This window comes from Dolichospermum planctonicum (assembly GCF_005402965.1).
In the GTDB taxonomy this organism is placed as follows: Bacteria; Cyanobacteriota; Cyanobacteriia; order Cyanobacteriales; family Nostocaceae; genus Dolichospermum; species Dolichospermum planctonicum.
The window spans coordinates 24,301-41,934 of the sequence record NZ_BJCF01000034.1; the positions used below are offsets into that span (position 1 = coordinate 24,301).

A 17,634-nucleotide genomic window follows, 5' to 3' on the forward strand; every position below is an offset into this window, starting at 1 on the left:
AATTCGCAGCAGGTAAGCGGACTCATAAAGTCTGACTTACAAACATCTTACCCCTGTCCGATCGCCAAAATATGGCTGCTGATGATGATTAACAAAAATAAATCTATGACAAGTTGTCATATTTGGCGTTAATTGTATTTAAAATGGGATGAGAACAATAAAAATTATTTCCGAGGACAGAAGTATGAAATCTATAGCAGCAACTTTGCGACGTTTGAGCCTAGCTGTATTGACAGTTATTGTAATTTTTGGTAGCTTTGCTGTGTTTACCCCCACTGCATCTGCGGAAACATATACAGTTAAGCTGGGTACTGATAAAGGTGCGTTGGCTTTTGAACCCAAGAAATTGACTGTTAAGCCCGGTGATACAATTGAATGGAAGAACAACAAAGTTCCTCCCCACAACGTTGTCTTTGATGCTAACAAGAATCCTGATAAAAGTGCTACTTTAGCAAAATCTTTGTCCCACAAGAAGTTATTAATGAGTCCTGGACAAACCGAAACCACGGTTATCCCTGCTGACGCTACTCCTGGTGATTACACCTTCTATTGCGAACCTCACCGTGGTGCTGGCATGGTTGGTCACATCATTGTTGAAGGCTAATATGTAGCTACAAACCATCCCTGTATATTAACGGGGATGGTAAAAGCAATCCTGATAATAGACAATCAAGACACAAAAATACTTTTATAATTATTGTAGATAAAAATTAGTTGACTTTTAGATCAAAGTTTTTTATTTAATATGAATTTAATTACACAGCCAATTTCTGAAAAAATCGGACAGCAAATTATTAGCCAAGACGATAAAAGTATTTTGGAAATAGACAGAGAAGAAATTATTAGTCTATTTAAAGAATATGGAGTTTTACTATTTAGAGGATTTACTGCTGATACTGAAATATTTAAAGAATTTAGTAATTTATTCAGCAATAATTTTTTAGATTATGCAGGTGGTGTTTTTAATAGAAGGGTAATTAATGATGATAAGACCATTTTAAGTGTCAATGATTTCCAAACAGAGATTAAATTACATGGAGAAATGTACTATCAAAAGAATATTCCCTTGATGTTGTGGTTTTTTTGTGCTAATCCCGCTGCAAAAAATGGTGAAACAACGGTTTGTGATGGTAGACAATTTTTTGCAGAACTCAGTCATTCAACTCAAGAATTATTCAGTCAAAAGCGGCTAAAGTTTACTGCGAAAATGAATAAAGAACAGTGGCAAAAAAAATATAAAATTGATGATATTAATGAATTAGAACAGATGTGTAAAACGAATGATACACACCTGACTATATATGAAGATCAATCAATTCTCTTTGAATATATTTGTCGAGTAGTTATTCCTAGCAGATGTGGAAAATATCAGGTTTTTATTAATAGCCTTTTACCAGCAATGCAGTTAAATCCTGATGTTCTGAAGTTTGATGATGATTCAGAAATTCCTGATGAACTTATGGATGAATTAAATGGAATTGCTGAGAGAATTACTACCAATATTGACTGGAAAAAAGGAGATATTTTAATGATTGATAATACAAGAATAATGCACGGTAGAAGGTCTTTTAAGGATGAAACAAGAGAGATTTATATCCGGTTATGTTCTCCAAATTTTCAATTTTAAAATAATACTCCCCTTCTGACAAAGAAGGGAAAGTTTAGGTATTACTTCATATCATAACCAAACAAGTTAGGGTCAACCTCTCCTAATTGTAAATCAGCTAAACCGTATTCTTGCCAACGTCTTTCCACCATGGCGGCTACACGAGGATCTGACTTTAAGGGTGAACCCCATTCATGTTCGGTTTCTGGAGGGATTTTTGTAGTGGCATCTATACCCATTCTCCCACCTAAACCGAGTTTTTCACTGGCAAAATCTAAGGTATCAAAGGGAGTATTAGGTAAAATAAATACATCTCTGGTAGGATCTACTTTAGAACTAATTGCCCAAACCACTTGACGAGGATCTCTAACATTGATATCCTTATCAACTACAATCACAAATTTCGTGTATGTAAATTGTGGTAACGCACTCCAAAACGCTAAAGCCGCCCGTCGTGCTTGTCCGGGATAAGCTTTGTCTATGGAAATAATCGCAGCTTTATAACTCAAGGCTTCCATGGGTAGGAAGAAATCAACTATTTCTGATACCTGTTGGCGTAAAATCGGGGTGTAAATCCGATTCAGAGCGATCGCCATCATTGCTTCTTCTTTTGGTGGCAGTCCGCTAAAGGTGGTAAGATAAACTGGGTCTTTGCGGTGTGTCATACACTGAAACCGCACCAAAGGGGAATCCTCCACACCGCCATAATATCCCATGTGGTCGCCAAATGGTCCATCAGGTAAAACTTCCCCCGGTGTAATTGTCCCTTCCAAGACAAACTCGGAATCTGCGGGAACTTCCAAATCTACAGTTTTACACCGGGCTAAATTGACCCCAGAACCGCCATACAAACCAGCAAATAACCACTCTGATAAGTCTACAGGAATGGGTGTGGCCGCAGCCATAATGATTAAAGGATCTACACCCAGAGCGATCGCTACCTCTAACTTTTTACCACGTTCTGCGGCTTTGCGCAAGTGTCTCGCCCCTCCCCGTACTGATAACCAATGTACGGTCATTGTATGATGAGATTGTAGCTGTAAACGATACACCCCTACATTGGGGATTCCCGTCTCACAATCCTTAGTAATTACCAATCCTAGCGTAATAATCTTTCCGGCATCTCCCGGATAAGGACGTATTAAAGGTAACTTATTTAAGTCTAAATCCTGGCCTTGAATTACCACCTGTTGACAAGGGGGAAAAAAGTCCCGTCCCGGTTTGGCTTTCACCACGTCAAATAACACCTTACCAAAATCTATGGCTTGGGAGATCTTTTTTGGTGGTTTGGGTTGCTGAAGCATACTCAACTTCTTTCCCAGGGTTTCTAATTCTTCTGGTTTTTCCATATTCATAGCCCAGCATATCCTTTCCACAGTCCCCATTAAATTGACCGCAACGGGAAAAGACGCGCCTTTGACGTTTTCAAACAGTAACCCTGGACCACCTTTTTGCAGCATACGGTTGGAAATTTCCGCAATTTCCATATCTGGGTCAACTAAAGCCGAAATTCGCTTTAATTGTCCTCTTTCTTCTAGAATTTTTATGAATCCCCGTAAATCTCGCGCCATGGTTTTGTTTTTATGAAGAAGTGTAAAGCTATTTTTATCTTAGTCTTGATTTGGATAAGTTGACTTTTTAGTACAAATATACTATATTGAGGAAAAGAGGGATTTTGCTCACGCACAGACGCAAAGAGAGAAATCCGGTTTTTAATTGATAAAAGTTAGGGGGTTTTATGTTGAAGTTAAATGACAAGATTTCCCTGTTAGAACTTATCCAAATTTTATCAGCATATCGTCAAAATATCATTTTAAATTTACATAATTTAAAGGAAGATTATCAAAGAACTGGTATTAAGCGAGTCAGGGGTATAAGGGATATTAACGGTGATTTGATTACTCCTTATTTAGAAACTCAAGATATCTATGGTGGTGATTTTGTGCAAATGGGTGTATTTGCTATAAATCGCAATACTGCTACTATTAATATGTTGGTAAGGCGGAAAGTTAAGCTGGTAAAAGTTGAGGATAATAGAGATATTATCGAAGTTGGGGGGTTGCTGGCTAATGACTTGGATAATTTTAATAATTATACCATTGTTAAAGATGGAAAACTTCACGTTTCCAGTTTAAATATCAAAATTAGCAATAAGAAAGTATTTGATTTATTGCAAGCTAAAGATGTAATTACTGCTGATAAATTTGATTTCAATTGTGAGTATACAATTAGGTTAGATAATTTACCATTAGTTCCCGTTAATATCAATTTTGGTAATCTTGATGGGTTGTTTAATCAATTAGCAGAAATCAAAGTCATTACCAGTATTTTATCTGCTTATTTGCGTCATCAATCTGATGTATTTGTCAGTGATCAAATAGAGGAATTAAAACAAAATTATTTGTCAAAAAACCTGTATTTAAACTTCCCGACAACTCAAGAATATGCAAATACAATTGAGACTCATACTAGTTATAAAATTGATTTTGGTAATCAGGATATTCTCAACTTGAGTAAATTATATGCTGCTAACCAATTTTTAGGGAGGAGATATGAAGTTTATGACCAAGAAACTGGAGAGATATTTGCTAAACCAACCTTAGAAATGGGTTTAAATCAAAATATCGCTTTCCGACAAAAAGCCATTACTAGGAGAATGAAACTAACTAAAGTTGATGATTTGATGAAACCGATTTTTGATGACTTTTTGGGAATTAAAATCAATGGGAAAATAGGGGAAATTCTCAATCAAGTTGGTGATGACAGTTTAGCCTTGTTATTATATGGTAAACATGATGGTAAATTAGTCAATAAAGAAGACTTAATTACAGCAATGACAACAGCTTATAAAAAATTGGTAGCAGTTGTTGAGCAAATTTATCAACAAAATATTTCTTCCTTAGTATTTTATATTGGTGTCACAGGACATTTACCCAATAAAATCACAGCTAAAGCCATGACTGCTGAGGAATTAGCTGCTAAATATCCCCATTTGCAATTTTCCAAACATGAACAAAAAGGAACATTTTACGAAATTGGAAATACCATTATTAGCGTTTATCCGCAAACAGAATATTACAGTAAAAAGTCATTAGCAGTTAGTTAATTGATCTTGTATAATCTCATAGCCAACCCGAATCAGATTAAGATGTATTCCTCTAATACATCTCTTTTTTCTCTACCTCTGTTATCTCTGTACCTGGAGTGGTTCGTTAACAATAAATATTTTTATATTTATCTGATATGGTAAAATAACAAAAATTACTGTCAAAAGAGCAAAAACCCAAGGAATATAAGATTAATATTTGTCTCATGTATGTTATCATCAATAAATATTGTGAATGTATTGTGACTGTATTGTGACTGTGAGGTTAATAAAGCAATGACACAGGAATTAATAGACCTCAGAAATAGTATTTTAGAACAGCGTTACAGTGACGCTTTAGCTATTGTAGATGAGTTAGAGGGAATGGGTAGACAAGCGATTTTCAGAAACATTCAATCTTTTTTAGTAAGATTGATGATTCATTTAATTAAAAATCATGTAGAAAACCGATTAACTAATTCCTGGTCAAATTCAATTCGCAGTTCAATTAGAGAAATCAAAAAAATCAATCTGCAAGATAATAAAACCTCTTACTATATTAAGATAAATGAGTGGCAGTTAATATTAGAAGATGAATTTGAAGAAGCTATTCGAGAAGCCAGTGATGAAGTAATGAATGGTATTTATAGTCCATTTCAACTAACAGAAATGGTTGATAAAATGCAGATTATAAATCAATCTCAAATTCTGTTAAACTTGACATATAATTACTCAATCAAGGAATTACCAGCAGTGATTGATAATTATTTAACTCAGTTACCTGGTGGTGAAGATTGGAAATTAGGGAAAAGATGATTAATATTCCCGACTTCATTATCAATTGTCAGGTATTGTCAGGTAACGTAAGTAAAGTCACCTGACATCTAAATTTACAACCTTAGCCAAGATAAGAAATTATCCCACCAAGAATTAGAGATATTTCCCATAGATAATTTCATTTTTTGGCGAATATCTTGAATATTCCAGTTGGTAAGTCTAGCTAGATTTTGAGCTTCTTGTTCAAATCTCCGTCTTAAAGAACTTTTATATCTTCTCCCTGCACTACATTTAACCTTACCTGTGAATGGGTGTTGTAAAATATAACGTCCTTGAAAAGAGTCTCTTTGAGCAGTTTCTTGAAAGATTAAATCTTCAGGAAATTTATTTCTAGTATAGCGGACGTGCAAACGAGTAATGAAAACACTACTACTAGGAAAACGAGAACGAAAACCCGGAGCTATGGGGCTATTACTATCACTATTATCATTCAACCAAAAAACACCGGCTTGTTTTAATTCTTCATTATTGAGTGGTTCAGCAGCACAAGGATCACAAGTACTCATATCCCAAGCATATTCTAAAAATCCGACTTTTTTATCTTCTTTGGTGTAGGAATTTTGGAACATGGATTTATAAAAATCACCAAATTGATTTTTCACAAACACGGGAATATTCACATCTGAAGGAACTTTAACCGTGCGATAATTAGTAATTTCTGCCTGGCCTTTAGGTGAGAGAATATAAATGATTAAATCCTGTTCTTTAGTAGCGTTAACCATTCCTAAACGAATGGGTAACATAAATTTCCGTGATTCGTAGGAAATTTGTAAAGGACGCAGGAATTGATAACCTGATTCGGCAAATTTATCTAAATTGACTTTAGCCACAAAGAATTTCATTGCCGAACGAATGTAGGGTTTGAGTAATTCCTTTGCACCTTGAGGAATTTTATAATTATTGCGATTTAACCAAGTTTCTAAGCCACCAGATTCTTTAGCACTGAGGATAACAATATCATATTCACCAACATTAAATTTGGCTTCAACAGTGACACCCAAACTGCTATCTTTATTCGTACTACTATCTGATCTGGCTGCGTTTTGCATTGGTCGCATCTCGTTTATTTTATAAACTGGGGCGCAGGGGTCAGAATCAAAATATTCTACTAATCTTGGGGCGCTAAAAGCATCTAATCTTTCAATAATTTTTGGTTCAGCTACACGAACTTGTTCTTTTTGTAATACTGTGGGAACAGGAACAACAATCGCAAAATCTTTAACATCACCTTGAAAATCGTTAGCCATGGTTAAAACCGTGCGATTTCCGTCTCTAGCAAGTATGACTTGAGAAGCTTGGTTATAGAGTTTTGTATCGGCTTTAGCCACATAAAACCCACAAAAAGCCCAAGCTGTAGGCGCGAAACACAGCACTGCTAAAAGTGCAGATACTAAGGGCATAAATAGGCGAAGTCTTTTCATTTTGATGCCTTAATTAATTTTCAATTCTGCTTTATTCCACCAAGAAAATCTAGGACTAAACCAAGATTTATCTAATAAAATAGTCAAGGGTGCAAGGGCAAATAAAGCCCAAAAAACAGCGGTAGAGAGAAAGAAATAATTCCGCAAAATAAACGTTAATAAAGCAATACATACCGCCCAGATTATTCTACTAATACGGGCGTTGGGAATTGAACGAGGATCTGTTACCATAAACAGAGAAAATAACACTAAAGATCCACTCATTAAATGATGAAAATAAACATCCCATGTCCAACCTAACCAAATATTTCTCACGGCTGCTAAGAGGGAATAAGCACCTAGAAAAGCAGCGGTAGTGTCCCAACGACCAACGCGCTGTAAAATCATTCCTCCAGTCCCTGCAAATAATAGCGCGTACCACCATTCTTCCCCCCATTGTCCTGGGGAAACCCAAGCATCATTAGTGAAGCTAAGAACAGCAATAATGCCAAAATTAGCAGGATTAAAAAAATGCTTTTCCCCATATTGAAAGATAAATTTACTTGCTATGGCTGCAAATCCAGCTAAGGCCATGGTTGGCCAATGATCAACCCGTAATAATAAACTTAGTCCCAAAGAGGTAATGAGGGGACTACGAATATTAATTGGTAAAATTCTGCTTTGGGATTTAGTGATCAATGAAAAGATAATTTGTGTTATTATGCAGGAAGCGATCGCTACACCAATAAATTCTGGATGTAATGTCCAGTCTCGCGTGAAAACGCCTAAAATCAGAAATAAACTCAGAAACAGAATTTGATAATCTCGAACATCTTTGAATAATATCATCTTCATTTCACTGATTACTCACAGCTTTTCTTCTAGTTTAAATCACTGTTGTCATAAATTAGGTTGTTGTTACAGTTTTTGTAACAAACGGGATTTATACAGGGGATATGGAATCAACGAACCACTCCAGGGACGCAGAACACAGAGAAATGGGGGGGAGGGATATTTTGCATAAGTCCTGTAGAAGTCGGGAATCTAAAAATTACGGTTTTAATAATAGATAAAATAATTGTCCATTGCTGACTGTCACCCCCGCTCTTTCTCCCGCAGCTTCACCTGTTCCTAAAAAGTAATCTACCCTCCCTGCTCCTTTAATTGCGCCCCCTGTATCTTGATCTAAAACGTAACGACTCACCAGCCGATATTCGATTTTATTACTATTATTAATATAGGGAAAAGGAGCGCGAATTAATGCTAAAGCCCCTGGAGGCATTAATGATTTATCTGTAGCAATAGAACGCTCTGGAGTTAGTGGTACACTAATAGAACCTTGGGCTGGTTTTCCGTAGGTTTCTCGAAAAAATACAAAACTGCGATCGCGCGGAATATAAATATTCAAATCCTGGGGATATTTGCGGAAATAGTCGAGGATAATTGGCATATTTAACCCTTCTAAAGGTAATTTACCATCATCAACTAACGACCTTCCTAAACTTCTATAATTATAAGCTGTATCACCAGCATAGCCTATGGTTGTTTGTGTTCCATCTGTTAATTTAAGTTTGGCTGAACCTTGAATTTGAATCATATAAGGTTCAAGACGATTTCTCAACCAAAATAATTCTAATCCTTTTAATTTTCCCTTTCCACCTTGTAAACCATCTGCACCTTCTAATTCTAATCTAGTAGGATGGGGTTTAGCCCAAGATTCTAAATCAGCGGGATAGCGATAAACAGGATAACGAAACTCTTTTGTTGGTTGACGACTGGCTAAATATACAGGTTCATAATAAGCGGTAAATAAAACCGTTCCTTTATTATCTCTCCCTACAGATTGATAAAAAACAAATTCTTTTTCGATAGCTGCGTGTAGTTCTTGAGCCGATTTTGTGGAAATCAACAATTGACGAAATCTTTGCAAACTTTGATCAACTCTTTCTCTAGTAATTTCCGATTTTTGATAAGCCATAATCGCCTGTTCTGTTTGCAAATATTTCAGGCTATAATCTATAGACTGTAATAATGCTTTTTTATCATCATAAGTTGCTTGATCTAAACAGGAAATATCCTCTTGACAGCAAGTAACTGGTACTCTAGGAACAAGTACAGGTAACTTATTTGGCTCTGAATTTACTAACGGTGGTAAATTCCATTTTGCTAACCGACATTCGGGGGGACTAAGTTCTTGATTGGGGAGTGGTTTTATCCCCACAATTAAACTGGCCATAAATACAGGTAAACTAATAGTAATATTGGCAAAATGCTGGCTATTCATTCATGTTATGGTAGGTAGCAACCGCAGAAGGTGAAATTCGATTTAAATACCGGAAAATCCAATATTTGAATATAGTATCTAAAATCACGGGAAATGTGGCAATAAATAAGAAAATAAAATCACGATTAGCTGGTAATCCCCAATGTCGTGATATCCCTTCTAAAAGCACTTCCCAACCGTGGGGAGAGTGAAACCCAACAAAAACATCGGTAAATAAAATGATAATAAATGCTTTAGCGCTATCACTTAAACCATAGACTACGTTATCAATAAATTCTTTGAGTACAGCAATATCAGATTTACTCATTAGTAACAACACTGTGAAACTAATTACCGCACAAATATCAGCAAATACATTTTTAATTGCATTATCACTTTCTTGACGAAATTCCTCTTTTACTTCCTCTGCTTTCTCTTTGATCTTCTTTTCTAATTCTTCAGATCCCAGAGGAGGTGCATTACTAATTAATGCTTCAAATTTAATTCTTTCTTCAAACCTTTGTAATTTTAATAATCCTTCTTCTTCCATTTCTGCATTTAAGAAAACTTCCACTTTTTCTTCATTGCGGAAATGTTCTACTAATGGTCCAACAATTACAGCTTTGGAAACTTGATGAGTCAGGAGAGGAACGATAATAAGTAGCAGTATAAAGCGAATGGAGATAATACTTCTTTTTTGTGCTTGACGAAAATTTCTAACTACGTCCTGCTCAGAACCCGGATCTAATTCTACTTGTAGTCGAGTGATAGTATTGAAAATTGAGCGGGGTAAAATTCCTGTAGTATTAGCTTTTCCTTTTCTGATATTTTGGTTAAATTTACTTGGTGTTTTGGGTGTGAATGCTTGAGAATTAACTAAATCTGCGGGGACTTTAACCGGTTGAGAATTGGGATTTTCATAATTTTTGTATATATCATTATTATTGTATTTAGAAGTAACTTGGTCAATAAATTCTAGTTTCTCTAAAATTAATGCTGGGCTAGTATATTCTATACCCACTTTCATGGCGGCTTTTTGCTTAGATTCATTAGCCAACCACTGACTCGCTTTAAACTCCGTCAGCCGCATTTGTACCGTTTTTAATAACTTTTGCAAATCTGTCTCAAAATAATCCATGACACTACTACTGTAGGTGGTAGACTCGGAATCTATTTTGTTACCATGGAAATGTTTTTCTTCAATTCCCTGGATTTTTATAGCTGCTTGATAAGCTGCTTCTAAAGAACGCTCTGGTGTCAGTAGATACCATCTGTAAGCAGCTAGTAAAAAAGGGTATATTTTTTGTTTAAACACAGTATTTTTCATTGAGACCATGATCTGGCATTATCTACTAAACTATTAAACTTAAATTAACCTAAAAGATATGGTTTCTTCTATTTGGATTTTTGGTACTAGTCGCAGTGGTAAAACTACTCGCTTGCTAAACCAGTTTAGTGCTTGGTTGCAAATGAAAGACAGTAAGTTGTCCAATTTATTTGACAACCCTATAAATCCAACTGCAAATTTACACCAAAGAGAACTAGGTATTTTATTACTAGCTGCTAATGATGACAACAGACGAGAATTAGCTGATAGAGTTACTACTTTGACCTTGGGAAAACATCCTATTCGCGTCAAAACAGCCTTGGGGTTTTTTCAAGATGAGGTAATTTTATTTTGGCCATTATTAATTGATTTATTGTCAATAAAAGCACAATTTCCGGTCAGATTACATCCAGAAACGGAACAAGAATTAGCGACAAAACTCTGGAGTTCCCATTTAAACTCAGATATTTTGCGGCGTGTCGGTATAAATGAGCATCGTTTAGTTAGACGAATACTGGATTTATGGCAATTAGCAGCTTATGGCGGTGTATCCTGTGAACATATTCCCCAAATATTGCACAGTGGTATAGCAGATAATTCTATCAATTTAGAACCGGAATTTTTGGGTTCTTTACTACTAAATTGGCGAAATTGGTGTTTGGAACGGGGTTTATTGACTTATGGGCTAATTACCGAGCTATATAACCAGAAATTATTAACTCATGGTGACTATCAGCAGCATCTCAAGCAACGTTATCAGGGTATCATAGCAGATGATGTGGATGATTATCCGGCGATCGCTGCTAATTTATTTGAATTTTTGTTAAATACTGGCACTGTGGGAGCATTTAGCTACAATTGTGACGGGGCGGTGCGCTGGGGTTTGGGGGCTGATCCTCAGTATTTATCCAGATTAACTAAATATTGTCAAGTAGAGAATTTAACTAAACCACATCCCCATAGTTTGGGATATTTTCTCACTGATCAAATGGTAGAATTGGTAACACAGCCCATGACAATGTTGAGTTTACCAAGTTCTGTACAGCCTATGCAAACCACTTCCCGCGCCCAGCTATTACGTCAAACAGCCCAGATAATAATTCATGGGGTGAAATCCGGGGAAGTAGGGGCAGATGAAGTAGCAATTATTGCACCGGGACTAGATGCGATCGCTCGTTATACCTTAGTAGAAATATTAACTAAACAAAATATTGCAGTAGAATCACTTAATGAACAACGCCCATTAATTAGTTCCTCGGTTGTGAGAGCTTTACTGACCTTAATAGCTCTAGTTTATCCTGGTTTGGGGCGTTTAGTAGATAGGGACGCTGTGGCGGAAATGTTAGTTGTTTTAAGTCAATATCAAACTCCAGACGGGGAGGAAAAAGAATTTCATCATTCTAGAATAGATCCGGTGCGGGCTGGGTTAATAGCAGATTATTGTTTTGTTCCCCACCCCCACACACCCGATTTATTATCAGTGAAAACCTTTGAACGTTGGGATAGAATTGGTTATATTGCGACTCAGGCTTATGAACAAATATTACAATGGATTGTCCAACAGCGGGAGCAATATCACCGGCGACTTCTCCTCACTCCCATTTTTCTCTTATACAAAGCCATTCAAGACTTTGTGTGTAAGGATAAAAATCCTTCATATCAGGAGTTAGCAGCATTAAGAGAACTAATAGAAACTGCTCAACATTATTGGGAAATAGATACTCGTTTAAAAGAAACCGATTCCCTATTACTTTCACTGCATACGCCAGAAACACTTAGCATGACTATTGCAGAATTTATTCAACTGCTGCAACGAGGAACAATTACTGCAAATCCTTATCCGGTGCGTTCTATCGGTAACAATAGAAAAACTGTAACTTTAGCGACTATCTTTCAATACCGCGCTAGTAAAAAAAATCACCGCTGGCATTTTTGGTTAGATATTGGTTCACCCCTGTGGGCAAAAGGTGGCGCGGCTAGTTTATTTGGTGCTAATTTATTTTTACAGCATAGACTAGGAAAACCTTGGACAGCAGCAGATGAACAATTAGCCGAAGAACAAAGATTACAAAGAATTATCGCCGATTTACTGGCGCGTGTGTCTGATAAACTCTATTTGTGTCACAGTGATTTAGCTGTAAATGGACAGGAGCAAATAGGACTTTTGTTACCTTTGATTTATGCTTGTGAAGTGGTGTAAATAATTAAAACATCACATTTTTACGATAAAATACCGAAATACTAACCTATCCTCCCCAAGTCCTATAATACCATAATTAGCGTACCAGCAACCTCTGTATTTTTAATCGTATCCTTGTTTTATACTTATTTTTGTTTTATTTGTGTATACAGAGTTTATTAGGTTTAATTTAAAAATATTGAAATATATTGAAATCAAATTTACAAGCTAAATTTTGCTGCATTATTATCCTCTAAACTGCTATCTTTACCCGCAGTCGTAGAGTTAAAATTAGCACCATGAATTAATTCTAATTCACTTAATTTCAGATTTATGAATATTTGCTAATCATTGTTTTGACATTTAGTAAGTGTTCTTCAATAATTTCGGGAATTTCGGTATTGGTTTCAATGATTGATTTACCAATGGTTTTATTAGCGATTTCATTGATAGCATCAATTAAGAGATTAGGCGTGGTAATATTAGCTTCAGCGATTTGTTTAATAGTCTCTTGGGGGTTATCTTTCTCCAATATAGCTTTTAAGACTTGGATTTCATCAGCTGGCAGATTTTCTAGTAAATTATCCCATGCTGTGGGTAAATTGTTTGGGTGATCATGTTCCGTATCAATTATATCTATATCTAATGGTTGCAGTAATTCATCAAAGGGAAATAACTCTACATTATTGTCTTGATTATCGGGTAATGTTTCCGAATTAGAATTAATTGTTTCCACTTGGATTAATTCCCAAATTTGATTTTGTAATAAATCCCTTTCCTCTTGTAATAGGGAAATTTGATTTTGCAATTGATTGATTTCAGATTGTTGTTCTAATGTCTTGATTTGTAAAGTATTGATGCTATTTTCTAGATTATTTCTGCTTGTGGTTATTTGTGTTAGTAAATCGTTTTGTTGGTTAATCTCCATCTCTCGATTTTGAAATTCTATTCGCAGTTCATAAAGTTTTTCCTCTAGTTGCGGTTTGAGTCTTTCTAGCAAAATTAGATCATTTTCTAGTTCTTTTTTTTCTTGTTTGAATGTATCAATTTGAGTTTGGATTTGGTTGATTTCCGCGCGAGATACGTTACAATTCAGTTCTAATCTTCGCTTTTCTATACTCAGATTATTGTAACTATTATTCAGTTCTATATGACTATTTTCTAAGTCATTAAATTCATTTTTAAGATTATGAACTTCAGATTCAATTTGCTTCTTTTGAGCAGCAAATGTACCTATATCTCGATGTAAACTATCCCTTTGATTACGACAATCTCCAATTTGGTTTTCTAGTTGTTGAGTTTCTGTATACAATAAAGTTTTATATTCTTCTAATTGCGCTATTTCTCTGAAAATGCGGGATTTTAATGCTTCCAAATCCCGAATACGTCTCTGCAAAGAACCAACTATCTTCAATTCATCAGTTCGTCGGCGTTTATCAACAAGAAATGCGGCTGAATATGTTGCTAAAACTGTTATTATACCGGAGAGAAAAGCTTTAGAAAAATCCCAGTTGGGGACAAGAATTAAACCAAAACTTACACTAAAAGCAGCTATTGCTAGTACGACTTGATGACTCACTATTGCTGGTGGCATTTTGCGAGGTCTTAGTGTAGTCAAATTGTGAGCATGATTAGTAATTAAAGTCATTATTCCTCTTGGTTTGTAAATATACAGTTATAATTTTGCTGAGATTGGATGATTGGAAACCTTGATCATAACTCTGTAATTAGATTTTTATTTTCACCAAATACAGCTAAATCTGCTTTTAAAAAGTCAATAAACTGTCTTGCTGTTCTACCTGAACGTCCATGATGACGAGTTGCCCATTGTAAAGCTTTATATTCTAAATCTTCGGGAGCAATACTGATGTTTTCTGCTAGGTGCTGGACAATTTGTAAATAGGTTTTTTGATCTGCTGCTTCAAAGGTTAATGTGAGACCAAAGCGATCGCTAAAAGACAACTTTTCCTCCATTGTATCCCATCCATGAACTTCATTGTTATCCTTGGGCGCTGGTCTATCCGTGAAAAATTCCCGGATTAAATGCCGACGGTTAGAGGTAGCATATACAACTACATTTTCTGGTCTAGCAGTTACATTTCCTTCTAAAACTACTTTCATCATTTTAAAGGCATCATCATCTTCTTCGAAGGATAGATCATCGACAAAGATAATGAATTTCTGGGGAACTCCCCGCAACTGTTCGACAATTTTCGGTAAATCTGGTAATTCTGACTTAGAGACTTCTATTAACCGCAGCTTTCTATGACTATACTCATTTAATAAGGCTTTGACTAAAGAAGATTTGCCCGAACCACGACTACCATAAAGTAATACGTGCAGTGCTGTTTCTCCTGACAATAAAAACTCTGTATTTTTCACTAAAGCATCTTTTTGCCATTCGTAACCTACCAAGGTAGACAGTCTCACTGTATCCGCATAAACAATGCCCACTAGCTGACCATTTTGCCAACGAAAAGCATGGTATTGAGCAAATAAACCGCTACCATGTTGCCCATAATAAGCAGCTAAATCTTCTACAGCATCACCCCAATTTTCTAAATGGGAAATAAATGCCATTATATCCGTTTCTATGCCTACTGTTTCCGGTTCTCGATACCAGACCACAGGGGAAATGGGTAAATGAGTGGCAATTTGCACCCACTCGCTTAACACTGCACTGTTACATTCATACAAACTTTGTAATACTTGTAAATCATGACGGACAGCAGCTACTAAAGCTGGAGGTAATTTGCTAAATTCCTGCTGTTGTGCCAATTTACTAAAAGCATTATCCGCCATCAGAATTTGCTTAATTAGGTATTCTTCCCAAGTTTGATGACCGCTGGTTAAAGCTTGGAAATAAATACCGTAGGCTTGCAGGCAATCCCGCCCGTCTGCATCAGTGTAACGGATGGTTTGTAATAAGTTCAGAAAACTTTTGCCTACGTCGCCTTGTAGTACAGATTGGTACAGTAAAAGGGAGGCGGCTTGGCGTTGCAGAAATTGAACTGCTGTATAAGATGTAGTATTTGCGGTCAGCATTGCTAGATGATCCATCAATCAAATGGGTAAATTGTCTCTGACAATGAATTTAAGTATACTACGTAAATAAAATCAGGACTAAGGGAATCTCAAAAAAATAAATTATCCCATTTTGTGGCATGGGCTTCTAGTCCCCCGGTTTTAAAAGTAAGTTAAAATACTCATCAATCACGATACAAAACTTATGCTTACAGGAGGAAAAGTATAACCATTTGTATATTAAAGTAGAAAGTAGGATATTACAGTAAACTAATACTTGTTACCAGTAGGATAAATTGCTAACATATATACAGAAAATATGGACTACTAACAACTGTAAGTAACCGTTGTTTTTCCTGGATATGTATTACCAATTGTTTAGGGAATAGTCATGTTATTATTCAAGCTGCAAAGCTCTACTACAGACATTGTAAATATTTTATAGTTTCTTCCGTAGACTTGAAAGCAAAAATAGCTAATATTGCCATTTTGGCAGGTCTTTATAGCACAGATGGGATATTAGTAGATAGTAGCAATAGTTCGGACATTTTTAGTATTAACGAAAAACTGCTACAGTTATCCCAATCTTGATCGCAGGAATTCTTTGTCCATTTAAATAACTAGGAAATAATTCATGTTATCATCACTATCTTCTCAAAATGTGATCCAATACCTACAACAGGCAGGGCTATGTAGCCCTGATGATGGCAATGTAGATAAGTCTGTATTGCCAGAAAATAACCATAAAAATTGGAATTTACTGGTAATGCTGGCAGATAATCGCCAACTGCTGATTAAACAAGAACGAAAAATTAATCATGATTTTAGTTCTCATGAACTCTTTAATGAGTGGCTATTTCACCAGTTATTAGAAAAATTTCCAGTAATTGGTAATGTTGGTGCGATCGCATCATCATTACTACACTTTGATCAGGAAAATTCTATCCTTGTGCGTAGCTATTTAAGCGAATATGTGGAACTAGAAAGATTTTATCAACACAGTAGTATCTTTCCCACAGAGATTGCCAGCGCGATTGGTACTACGTTAGCAGGGTTACACCGAGCCACGTTCAATAAACTTGAGTATCGTGATTTTATGTCCACTGCTCCCGCAGGACAATTTCGCTATAATTTTTACAATCCCGTTCAAGGACTCCCATCAATAAATCCAGAAACATTTGGTATAATTCCCACTGAAGCGTTACAATTTCATCTTCTTTATCAACGTTACGAAACTTTAGAATTTGCTATTGCTGATTTAGCATATCAATGGCAATCATGTTGTTTAACTCACAACGATTTACAATTAAACAATATTTTGGTTCATTCTCGATCGCAACAACTAGATAATTGTTTAATCAGATTAATTGATTGGGAAGCTTGTGGTTGGGGAGATCCAGCTTTTGATTTAGGAACTCTATTAGCAAGTTATTTAAGAATTTGGTTATCCAGTTTAATAGTAGATCCAACATTAGAGTTAGAAGAATCTTTGAATTTAGCCATGATTCCTCTAGAGGTATTACAACCTTCAATCCTAGCTTTAATCCGGGCTTATCTTCATGCTTTCCCCATGATTTTAGAATATCATCAGGACTTTATTGTCCGGGTAATTAAGTTTGCAGGTTTAGCATTAATTCAACAAATTCAAAACATAATTCAATGCCAAAAATCCTTTGATAATAGGGACTTATGTAGGCTCGAAGTTGCTAAAAGTCTTTTGACTATTCCTGAGCAATCAGTATTAACTATTTTGGGGATATCCGAATCCGAAATTTTTAAATCTTTAGCCAGAATTCAAAAACTCCCTCAACCCCATAAGGAACAAAAATTAGTCCGTCTTTATTACGAAAAAACTCGCCTACGCGGTTGTTAGTAATATTCATCTTTTCTTTTGTTTACAGATATACTTTTCT

13 protein-coding genes are annotated in these 17,634 nt (G+C 35.7%); 6 read left to right on the top strand and 7 right to left on the bottom strand.

Annotated elements, in window-relative coordinates:
- Positions 1–184 precede the first annotated feature (184 nt).
- Together petE and FFO06_RS14580 are read left to right on the top strand one after the other, a co-directional pair.
- A complete protein-coding gene (gene petE / locus FFO06_RS14575) occupies positions 185–604 on the top strand; it encodes a plastocyanin (RefSeq protein ID WP_137908679.1) in 420 nt (139 codons plus the stop codon).
- 141 nt (positions 605–745) lie between these two features.
- Positions 746–1,627, top strand: a complete 882-nt coding sequence (locus FFO06_RS14580; protein ID WP_137908680.1) for a TauD/TfdA family dioxygenase — start codon at positions 746–748, stop codon at positions 1,625–1,627.
- Positions 1,628–1,668: 41 nt separating this feature from the next.
- Here FFO06_RS14580 and FFO06_RS14585 read toward each other — a convergent pair whose 3' ends face one another.
- Complete coding sequence (locus tag FFO06_RS14585) at positions 1,669–3,177, bottom strand: UbiD family decarboxylase (protein ID WP_137908681.1); 1,509 nt, start codon at positions 3,175–3,177, stop codon at positions 1,669–1,671.
- 167 nt (positions 3,178–3,344) lie between these two features.
- Here FFO06_RS14585 and FFO06_RS14590 point away from each other — a divergent pair, with 167 nt between their 5' ends.
- Both FFO06_RS14590 and FFO06_RS14595 read left to right on the top strand, forming a co-directional pair.
- The gene (locus FFO06_RS14590; protein WP_137908682.1) at positions 3,345–4,712 is read left to right on the top strand and encodes a hypothetical protein; all 1,368 of its coding nucleotides are present in this window, start codon (positions 3,345–3,347) and stop codon (positions 4,710–4,712) included.
- A gap of 276 nt (positions 4,713–4,988) precedes the next feature.
- Positions 4,989–5,507 carry a DUF29 family protein gene (locus FFO06_RS14595; RefSeq protein ID WP_137908683.1) on the top strand — a complete coding sequence of 173 codons (519 nt, stop codon included), beginning with the start codon at positions 4,989–4,991 and terminating at the stop codon, positions 5,505–5,507.
- A 74-nt stretch (positions 5,508–5,581) separates the two neighbouring features.
- Here the strand turns inward: FFO06_RS14595 and FFO06_RS14600 are convergent, their stop codons facing one another.
- From FFO06_RS14600 to FFO06_RS14615, 4 genes are all read right to left on the bottom strand, one after another.
- Positions 5,582–6,949, bottom strand: a complete 1,368-nt coding sequence (locus FFO06_RS14600) for a DUF2330 domain-containing protein (protein WP_137908684.1) — start codon at positions 6,947–6,949, stop codon at positions 5,582–5,584.
- A 9-nt stretch (positions 6,950–6,958) separates the two neighbouring features.
- Entirely contained in the window at positions 6,959–7,774 is an 816-nt protein-coding gene (locus FFO06_RS14605; protein ID WP_137908701.1) for an RnfABCDGE type electron transport complex subunit D, read from the bottom strand.
- A gap of 205 nt (positions 7,775–7,979) precedes the next feature.
- Positions 7,980–9,212 (bottom strand): murein transglycosylase A, encoded by a 1,233-nt coding sequence (gene mltA, locus FFO06_RS14610; RefSeq protein ID WP_190396945.1) that lies wholly within the window; start codon positions 9,210–9,212, stop codon positions 7,980–7,982.
- Positions 9,205–10,518 carry a proton extrusion protein PcxA gene (locus FFO06_RS14615; protein ID WP_137908685.1) on the bottom strand — a complete coding sequence of 438 codons (1,314 nt, stop codon included), beginning with the start codon at positions 10,516–10,518 and terminating at the stop codon, positions 9,205–9,207. Before FFO06_RS14615 ends, mltA begins: the two co-directional genes overlap by 8 nt.
- Before the next feature lie 58 nt (positions 10,519–10,576).
- Between FFO06_RS14615 and FFO06_RS14620 the strand changes: the two genes are divergently transcribed.
- Positions 10,577–12,718, top strand: coding sequence for a recombinase family protein (locus FFO06_RS14620; protein ID WP_137908686.1), 2,142 nt, complete (start codon positions 10,577–10,579; stop codon positions 12,716–12,718).
- Positions 12,719–13,028: 310 nt separating this feature from the next.
- Here FFO06_RS14620 and FFO06_RS14625 read toward each other — a convergent pair whose 3' ends face one another.
- Positions 13,029–14,345 (bottom strand): tellurite resistance TerB C-terminal domain-containing protein, encoded by a 1,317-nt coding sequence (locus FFO06_RS14625; RefSeq protein ID WP_137908687.1) that lies wholly within the window; start codon positions 14,343–14,345, stop codon positions 13,029–13,031.
- Positions 14,346–14,410: 65 nt separating this feature from the next.
- On the bottom strand, positions 14,411–15,757 hold the full coding sequence (locus tag FFO06_RS14630; RefSeq protein WP_137908688.1) for an ATP-binding protein: 1,347 nt from the start codon (positions 15,755–15,757) through the stop codon (positions 14,411–14,413).
- A 598-nt stretch (positions 15,758–16,355) separates the two neighbouring features.
- Between FFO06_RS14630 and FFO06_RS14635 the strand changes: the two genes are divergently transcribed.
- Complete coding sequence (locus tag FFO06_RS14635) at positions 16,356–17,594, top strand: phosphotransferase (protein WP_137908689.1); 1,239 nt, start codon at positions 16,356–16,358, stop codon at positions 17,592–17,594.
- Positions 17,595–17,634: the final 40 nt, after the last annotated feature.

What these genes read in the sequence shown, in the direction of transcription:
- mltA (WP_190396945.1), bottom strand. Translation starts at nt 9,212, where the DNA reads ATGAATAGCCAGCATTTTGCCAATATTACTATTAGTTTACCTGTATTT.
- FFO06_RS14635 (WP_137908689.1), top strand. Translation starts at nt 16,356, where the DNA reads ATGTTATCATCACTATCTTCTCAAAATGTGATCCAATACCTACAACAG.
- FFO06_RS14625 (WP_137908687.1), bottom strand. Translation starts at nt 14,345, where the DNA reads ATGACTTTAATTACTAATCATGCTCACAATTTGACTACACTAAGACCT.
- FFO06_RS14580 (WP_137908680.1), top strand. Translation starts at nt 746, where the DNA reads ATGAATTTAATTACACAGCCAATTTCTGAAAAAATCGGACAGCAAATT.
- FFO06_RS14585 (WP_137908681.1), bottom strand. Translation starts at nt 3,177, where the DNA reads ATGGCGCGAGATTTACGGGGATTCATAAAAATTCTAGAAGAAAGAGGA.
- FFO06_RS14600 (WP_137908684.1), bottom strand. Translation starts at nt 6,949, where the DNA reads ATGAAAAGACTTCGCCTATTTATGCCCTTAGTATCTGCACTTTTAGCA.
- FFO06_RS14630 (WP_137908688.1), bottom strand. Translation starts at nt 15,757, where the DNA reads ATGGATCATCTAGCAATGCTGACCGCAAATACTACATCTTATACAGCA.
- FFO06_RS14590 (WP_137908682.1), top strand. Translation starts at nt 3,345, where the DNA reads ATGTTGAAGTTAAATGACAAGATTTCCCTGTTAGAACTTATCCAAATT.
- petE (WP_137908679.1), top strand. Translation starts at nt 185, where the DNA reads ATGAAATCTATAGCAGCAACTTTGCGACGTTTGAGCCTAGCTGTATTG.
- FFO06_RS14595 (WP_137908683.1), top strand. Translation starts at nt 4,989, where the DNA reads ATGACACAGGAATTAATAGACCTCAGAAATAGTATTTTAGAACAGCGT.
- FFO06_RS14620 (WP_137908686.1), top strand. Translation starts at nt 10,577, where the DNA reads ATGGTTTCTTCTATTTGGATTTTTGGTACTAGTCGCAGTGGTAAAACT.
- FFO06_RS14615 (WP_137908685.1), bottom strand. Translation starts at nt 10,518, where the DNA reads ATGAAAAATACTGTGTTTAAACAAAAAATATACCCTTTTTTACTAGCT.